Source organism: Parafrankia sp. Ea1.12 (assembly GCF_900465275.1).
Taxonomy (GTDB): domain Bacteria; phylum Actinomycetota; class Actinomycetes; order Frankiales; family Frankiaceae; genus Parafrankia; species Parafrankia soli.
Genome location: NZ_UBIZ01000538.1, coordinates 1 through 8,461 on the forward strand (window position 1 = coordinate 1; position 8,461 = coordinate 8,461).

The 8,461-nt window shown below is 77.0% G+C and carries 2 protein-coding genes; both read left to right on the top strand.

From position 1 onward, the window contains the following. A partial coding sequence (locus FMEAI12_RS30920; RefSeq protein ID WP_112108807.1) for a type I polyketide synthase occupies window positions 1–7,610 on the top strand: 7,610 nt, incomplete at its 5' end. 56 nt (window positions 7,611–7,666) lie between these two features. Further along, window positions 7,667–8,461 (top strand): polyketide synthase (locus tag FMEAI12_RS30925; protein WP_112108806.1); only part of this gene is annotated, 795 nt, incomplete at its 3' end.

The window sequence follows — 8,461 nt, forward strand, 5'->3', positions numbered from 1 at the left end:
CGGGAACCGGTCCTGCTCGACGGCGCCGCGCGGGCGCTGTTGGAGACGCCGGGGGAATGGTGTCGGTGGCGTTGCCGGCGGCGGAGGTGGAGGGGTTCCTGGAACGGTGGGACGGGCGGGTGGAGGTGGCGGCCGTCAACGGCCCGGCGTCGACGGTGGTGGCCGGCGAGACCGCGGCGCTGGAGGAGGTCGTCGCGTTCTGCGCGGCTCGCGGCGCGCGGGCCCGGCGGGTCGCGGTGGACTACGCCTCGCACACCTCCCGGGTGGAGCCGCTGCGGGCGAGCCTGCTGCGGGAGCTGGCGGGCCTGCGGTCCGCGGCTCCGCGCATCCCCTTCCTCTCGACGGTGACGGGCCGACGGATGACGGAGCCCGGTGAGCTGGACGCGCCGTACTGGTTCGACAACCTGCGGTCGCCGGTGCTGTTCGCGCCGGCTGTCCGGGAGCTGCTGGACGAGGGCTGCCGGTTCTTCCTGGAGGTCGGCGCGCATCCGGTGCTGACACCGGCGGTGGCGGAGAGCGCGCTGGCCGCCGGAGCGGACGGCGCCGTCGGGGTGGGATCGCTGCGCCGCGACGACGGCGGCCTTCGGCGCCTGTCCGCGAGCGCCGCCGAGCTGTGGGTGCGGGGCGCCGAGGTCGACTGGGGACCGCTGGTCGCCGCCGGCCGGCGGGTGGACCTGCCGACCTACGCCTTCCAGCACCGCCGCTACTGGCTGGGCGCCGGTGCGCCGGCGGAACCGGCCCAGGAGGCTGACCCGACCGCGGGATCGCTGTTCCGGACGGAGTGGATCCCGCTGCCGGTGGCCCCCGAGGTGACACCGGCGCGCGCCGCCCTCCTTGGAACCGGCGGCCCCGGCCGGGCGGCCGCGTTCGTTACCCCGGCGGACTGGGATGCCTCGGTGCTCCGTGACGAGCTGGCCGCTCTGGCCGCGGCGGGTGGTCCGGCCCCCGACCGGGTGGTCGTCGGCCTGCCGCAGGCGGCCGCCGCCGGTCCGACGGGCGCCGACCCGGTCAGCCTCGGCCCGGTGCGCGCCGATTCCGTCGGCCTCGATCCGGTTGGCGTGGTGCACGGCGCCGTGCGGTGGGCGCTGTCGCTGATCCAGGCCTGGCTGGCTGACGACCGTCTCGCCGCCGCCCGGCTGGTGCTGACGACCCGCGGGGCGGTGGAGGGGGAGCCCGGCGGGCAGGTCACCGATCTCGCAGCCGCCGCGGTGTGGGGGCTGGTGCGCTCGGCGGAGTCCGAGCATCCCGGGCGGTTCGTCCTGCTCGACCTGGACGACGACGAGGACTCCGCGGCCGTCGCGCCCGCCGCGGTCACGGCCGCGCTGGCGGCGGGGGAGCCGCAGCTCGCCCTGCGCGCCGGTCGCGCGTTCGTACCGAGACTCGCGCCAGCCGCGCCAGCCGGCCCGGCTGGTGACGGCGTCCGCTGGGACCCGGCGGGAACCGTGCTGATCACCGGTGGGACGGGCACGCTCGGCGGGCTGGTCGCCCGGCACCTGGTCACCCGGCACGGCGTGCGCCACCTGCTGCTGGCCGGGCGGGGCGGGCGCGCCCCGGAGCTGGTCGCGGAGCTCACCGAGCTCGGGGCGAGCGTCACCGTGGCGGCGTGCGACGTGGCCGACCGCCGGGCGCTGGCCGACCTGCTCGCGGCGGTTCCCGCCGGCCGTCCGCTGCGGGCGGTCGTGCACGCCGCGGGAGTGCTCGACGACGGCGTCGTCACAGCCCTGACGGGGGAGCGGGTCGACGCCGTCCTGCGGCCCAAGGCCGACGCGGCGCTGCACCTGGACGAGCTCACCGTGCATCTCGACCTGTCCGCCTTCGTGCTGTTCTCCTCGGCCGCGGCGCCCTTCGGCAGCGCCGGCCAGGGCGCCTACGCGGCGGCGAACGCGCTCCTGGACGCGCTCGCCGCGCGGCGGGCCGCCCGTGGGCTGCCGGCCGCCTCGCTCGCCTGGGGGCTGTGGGCGCGGCGCAGCGCGCTGACGGCCGGGCTCGGTTCCGCCGACCTGCGCCGGATGGCCCGCACGGGGATGCGCCCGCTGGAGACGTCCGAGGCACTCGACCTGTTCGACCGGGCGCTGGCCGGGTGGCCGCCCACCCCGGGCGGCCCCGGCGCCACTCCTGCCGTCCGGGACGCCGCGCTGGTTCCGGTGGGCCTCGACGGCGCCACGCTGCGCGCCCACGCGGCGGCCGGGACGCTCCCGGTGCTCCTGCGGGGTCTCGTCCCCGTCGCGGCGCAGGGCGACCAGACCGGGGCGGCGGGCACGGCCACCGGTCCGGGCGCGGTCGTCGGGCTGGCCGCGTTCACAGCGCCGGGCGCGTTCGCCCCGGCGGGTGCGTCGGACGGCCTGGTCCGCCGCCTGCGCGAGGTGTCCGCGCCCGAGCGGCACGACCTGCTCGTCCAGCTTGTCCGGGCGCACGCCGCGGCGGTGCTCGGACACGCCGCGGCCGAGGCGGTCGGCCCGTCCCGGGCGTTCAAGGACGCCGGCTTCGACTCACTGACCTCGGTGGAGCTGCGCAACCGGCTCGCCGCGGCGACCGGCCTGCGCCTGCCGGCGACGCTGCTGTTCGACCATCCCACCCCGGTGGCCGTCGCCGACCGGCTGCGGGCCGTCCTGCTGGACGACGCGCCGGACGCGCCGCCGGCGGCCGTGTCCCCGCCGCCGTCCCGGCACGCCGACGACGACGGCTCGGACGATCCGGTCGTGATCGTGGGCATGGGGTGCCGGTACCCGGGTGGGGTGTCGTCCCCGGCGGAGCTGTGGCGACTGCTGGCGGACGGCGTCGACGCGGTCTCGGACTTCCCGGTCGACCGCGGCTGGGACGTCGACGGGCTCTACGACCCGGAGCCCGGCCGTCCGGGCCGGTGCTACGTGCGGGAGGGCGGCTTCCTGCACGACGCGGGTGACTTCGACGCGGAGTTCTTCGGGATCTCCCCGCGTGAGGCGCTGGCCATGGACCCGCAGCAGCGGCTGCTGCTGGAGGTGTCCTGGGAGGCGCTCGAACGGGCCGGCCTCGACCCGTCGTCGCTGCGCGGAACCCCGACCGGGGTGTTCACCGGCCTGAGCTACCACGACTACGCCGCGGGCTCGCGGGCCGGGCAGGACTCGGAGGGCTACCTGCTCACCGGCAGCGCGGGCAGCGTCGCGTCGGGCCGGGTGGCGTACACGCTGGGCCTGGAGGGGCCGGCGGTGACGGTCGACACGGCGTGCTCGTCCTCGCTGGTGGCGCTGCACCTGGCGGTGGGCGCGCTGCGCTCCGGCGAGTGCACGCTGGCGCTCGCCGGCGGCGTCACCGTGATGGCCGGCCCGACGACCTTCGTCGAGTTCTCCCGGCAGCGGGGGCTGGCCCGCGACGGCCGGGTCAAGGCGTTCGCCGCGGCGGCGGACGGCACCGGATGGGGCGAGGGCGTCGGCGTCCTCGTGGTGGAGCGGCTCTCCGCGGCGCGGCGGCGCGGGCACCGGGTGCTGGCGGTGGTGCGGGGCAGCGCGGTCAACCAGGACGGTGCGTCGAACGGCCTGACGGCGCCGAACGGCCCGGCGCAGCAGCGGGTGGTGCGGGCGGCGCTGGCCGACGCGGGGCTCGGCCCGGAACAGGTCGACGTCGTCGAGGCGCACGGCACCGGGACGGTGCTGGGGGACCCGATCGAGGCGCAGGCGCTGCTGGCGACCTATGGACGGGACCGGCCGGCGGGCCGTCCGGTGTGGCTGGGGTCGGTGAAGTCGAACATCGGCCACACCCAGGCGGCGTCCGGAGTGGCCGGGGTGATCAAGATCGTGGAGGCGTTGCGGCACGGGACGGTGCCGCGCACGCTGCACGTCGACGCGCCGTCGCCGCGGGTCGACTGGGCCGCGGGCGCGGTGCGGCTGGCGACCGAGCCGGTCGCGTGGCCGCGGGAGGCGGGGCGGCTCCGCCGGGCGGGGGTGTCCTCGTTCGGGATCAGCGGCACCAACGCCCACGTCATCCTCGAGGAGGAGACCGACCACCCGGACGACGCGGCCGCGGACCCGGGGCCGCCGGTGGGCACCGCCCCGGCGGTCGTGCCGTGGCTGGTCTCCGCGCACTCCGAGGACGCGCTGCGGGCGCAGGCCGCGCGCCTGACGGCCCACCTCACCGGCGCTCCCGCCGCCGGGCCCGAGCTCGCGGCGGACGTCGGGTTCTCGCTGGCGACCGGCCGGGCCGCGCTGGCCTGCCGGGCCGTCGTCGTCGCGGACGACCTGGCGGGCGCGTCGCGCGGGCTGGCCGCGCTCGCGCGGGGCACGGCCGCCGCCGGGATCGTCCGCACCACGGTCCGGTCGCCGGGCCGGACGGCGATGCTCTTCACCGGTCAGGGCTCGCAGCGCCCCGGCATGGGCCGGGAGCTGTACGAACGCTTCCCGGCGTTTGCGCGCGCCTTCGACCTCGTCCGCTCGCACCTTGATCCGCACCTGGACCAGCCACTCGACGAGGTGCTCGCCGACGGGCCGCTGCTGGACCGCACCGACCACACCCAGCCCGCGCTGTTCGCACTCGAGGTCGCCCTGCACGACCTGCTGCGCTCCTGGGGCGTCGCCCCGGACTTCGTCGCCGGGCACTCCGTCGGTGAGATCGCCGCCGCCCATGTCGCGGGGGTGCTCTCGCTGGCAGACGCGTGCGCCCTGGTCACGGCACGCGGCCGTCTCATGGCGGAGCTCCCCGCGGGTGGGGCGATGGTCTCCGTACAGGCAACCGAGCGGGACGTCCTGGCATGGCTGGCCGAGGAGGAGGATCAGGCGGACCCGCCGGGCCCCGGCCGGGTGGGGATCGCCGCTGTCAACGGCCCCGACTCCGTCGTGATCAGTGGTGACGAGGACGCGGTGACCGCGCTCGCCGCCCGCGCCGAGGCCCTCGGACGCCGTACCCGCCGGCTCCGGGTGGCGCACGCGTTCCACTCCTCGCGGATGGACCCCATGCTGGCGGCCTTCCGGGAGGTCGCGGCCACGTTGCGGTACCAGGCGCCGGCCGTCCCGGTCGTCTCCACGGTGACCGGGCGGATCGCGTCCGCCGAGCAGCTGTGCGACCCCGACTACTGGGTGCGGCAGGCCCGCCAGCCGGTGCGCTTCGCCGACGCCGTCGCCTGCCTGCACGAGCGGGGGGCGACGACCTTCCTGGAGCTGGGGCCGGCCGGAGTGCTCTCCGGGATGGGACGCCAGTGCCTGGTGGACGGTGCCGCGGTGTTCGTCCCGGCGCTGCGGGCCGGCCGTCCCGAGGAGCACAGCCTGGTGACGGCGCTCGGCGAGGCGCATGCCAACGGCACCGGTGTCGACTGGGCTGCGTTCTTCGCGGGGGCACGGGTGATCGACCTGCCCACCTACGCCTTCCAGCGGCGGCGGTACTGGCTCGCCCCCGCGGCCGGTCCCGCCGGGTCGGGCGGCGCGGGGGTGTCGGCGGAGGACACCGCCTTCTGGGACGCGGTGGCGCGCGCGGATCTCGGCGCGCTGGCCGGCACGCTGGGCGTCGACGAGGACGCGCCGCTGCGCGCCGTGCTGCCGGCGCTGGCGTCCCGGCACCGGCGGCGGCGCGCGGCGGCCGACCTGGACGACCTGGTGTACCGGACGGTCTGGACGCCGCTGACCGTCTCCGCGCCGTCCGCGCTGTCGGGAACCTGGCTGGTGGTGGCCCCGGCCGGGCCAGCCGCCGGCGGCCTGGTCACCGAGTGCGCCGAGGCGCTGGAACGCCGGGGCGCCCGGGTGGTGCGGCTCACGGTGGGCGGCGCGGACATCGACCGGCGGCGGCTGGCCGGCCGCCTCGCCGAGTTCGTCGGGACGTCCACGCCCGGCGCCGCCGGTGCCGGTGCCGGTGCCGACACCGATGGTGCTGGCGTGGTCCGCGGTGTGCTGTCGCTGGTCGCCCTCGACACGGCGCCGCTCCCGGCCCATCCGGGGCTGCCCGCCGGACTGGCTGGCACCGTCGCGCTCCTGCAGGCGCTCGGCGACGCCGGTGTGGCCGCCCCGCTGTGGTGCGCCACCCGGGGGGCGGTCTCGACCTGGGGCACCGACCCGGTCACCGACCCGGAGCAGGCGCAGGTGTGGGGCCTCGGCCGGGTCGCCGCCCTGGAGACGCCGGCGCGGTGGGGCGGGCTGCTGGATCTGCCGCGCTCCCTCGACGAGCGCTCGGCCGAGCGGCTGGTGGCCGTGCTGGCCGGCACCACCGGCGAGGATCAGGTCGCGCTGCGGACCGCCGGGGCCTTCGGTCGGCGGCTGGTGCGCGCCGGCACCGGCGCGGGCGAGCGCCGATGGCACCCGCGGGGCACGGTGCTGATCACCGGCGGGACCGGTGCGCTCGGCGCGGCGGTCGCCCGCTGGTGCGCCGCGCAGGGCGCCGAGCGGCTGGTGCTGACCAGCCGGCGCGGGCCGGCCGCGCCGGGCGCCGCGGAGCTGGCGGAGGAGCTCGCCGTGCACGGCTGCCAGGTCACGGTGGCCGCCTGCGACGCGGCGGACCGGGCCGCGCTGGCCGGTGTTCTCGCGGCAATTCCGGCGGAATGCCCGCTCACCGCGGTCGTGCACGCCGCCGGCGCCGGCACCGGCGGCGTGCTGGAGGAGACGACCCCGGCCGGCCTCGCCGCCGTCGTCGCGGGCAAGGCCGCCGGCGCGGCCCACCTGGACGAGCTGCTGGGCGACCGGCCGCTCGACGCCTTCGTGCTGTTCTCCTCGATCGCGGGCACCTGGGGGAACGCCGGGCAGGGCGGCTACGCGGGCGCGAACGCCTACCTGGACGCGCTCGCCGAGCACCGCCGGGCCAGGGGCCGGCCCGCGACCTCGGTGGCGTGGGGAGCCTGGGCCGGCGCCGGGATGGCCGACGAACCCCGGGTCCGCGAGCGGCTGGCCCGGCACGGCCTGCCCGCGCTGGCCCCCGACGAGGCGCTGCGCGCGCTGGCCGAGGTGGTCGGCGGGCAGGAGCCCTGCGTCGCGCTGGTCAGGGTGCTCTGGGATCGGTTCGTCGCGGCGTTCCCCGCCGCCCGCCCGACCCGTCTCGTCGACGAGATTCCCGAGGCGCGCGCGGCGCTCGCCGGCATCCCCGGCGGCGGCACCGGTCTCGGGGGTGCCGTGGGCGGCGACAGCGCCGCGGCGTCGGAGAACGGCGGACCGCGGGCGGCGGGCGGGGCGTCGCTGCGGGAACGGCTCGGCGCCATGCCCGAGCACAGCCGGCACCGCGTCGTCCTGGAGCTGGTCCGGACGGAGGTCGCCGCGGTGCTCGGGCACGCGTCGGCCGAACAGATCCCGGCGGACCGGGCGTTCACCGATCTCGGTTTCGACTCCCTCGCCTCGGTCGAGACCCGCAACCGGCTCGGCCGTGCCACCGGGGAGCGGCTGCCCGCCACGGTCGTTTTCGACCATCCCACGCCGGACGCGCTCGCCCGGTACCTGCGCGGCCTGCTGCTGCCCGCCGAGGCGGTGGCGGACCCGGTGCTCGCCGGCCTCGGCAGCCTCGAGGCGGCGCTGGCCGCGGCGGAGCCCCCCGACGAGGTGCGGGCCTCGGTCGAGACCCGGCTGCGGGCCATCCTGCGCTCGCTCGCCGGGGCCGGGTCCGCCGGGCTGGACGAGGCGAGTGACGAGGAGATGTTCGATCTGCTCGGCAAGGAGTTCGGTTTTTCCTGAGTTCCCAGCCATCCCAGGACACCGCATCGATGCCCGAGGGCCAGGAGGAAGCTCGCATGTCGAACGAGGACCGGCTGCGCCATTTTCTGAAGCAGGCGACAGCCGAGCTTCGTCAGGCCACCCAGCGGGTGCGCGAGCTGGAGGAGGCCGACCGCGAGCCGATCGCGATCGTGGGAATGGCCTGCCGTTTCCCGGGCGGGGTGTCGTCCCCGGAGCAGCTGTGGGACGTCGTCTCCGGCGGGCACGACGCGGTGTCGGAGTTTCCGGTGGATCGGGGTTGGGATGTGGCGGGTCTTTATGATCCGGATCCTGGTCGGGTGGGTCGGAGTTATGTGCGGTCGGGTGGTTTTCTGGCTGGTGCGGGTGATTTTGATGCGGGTTTTTTTGGGATTTCGCCGCGTGAGGCGTTGGCGATGGATCCGCAGCAGCGGTTGTTGTTGGAGGTGTCGTGGGAGGCGTTGGAGCGGGCGGGGGTGGATCCGTCGTCGCTGCGTGGCAGCGACACCGGCGTCTTCACCGGCCTGATCTACCAGGGCTACGGCGGCGAGTCGGTGACGGCGTCCGAGGGTGTGGAGGGCTATCGGATCAGTGGGACCGCCTCGAGCGTGGCCTCCGGTCGGGTGGCGTATGTGTTGGGGTTGGAGGGGGCGGCGGTGACGGTGGATACGGCGTGTTCGTCGTCGTTGGTGGCGTTGCATCTGGCGGTGCGGGCGTTGCGTGCGGGTGAGTGTGGGATGGCGTTGGTGGGTGGGGTGACGGTGATGTCGACGCCGGTGGGTTTTGTGGAGTTTTCGCGGCAGCGGGGGTTGGCTGCTGATGGGCGGGTGAAGGCGTTTGCGGAGGGTGCGGAT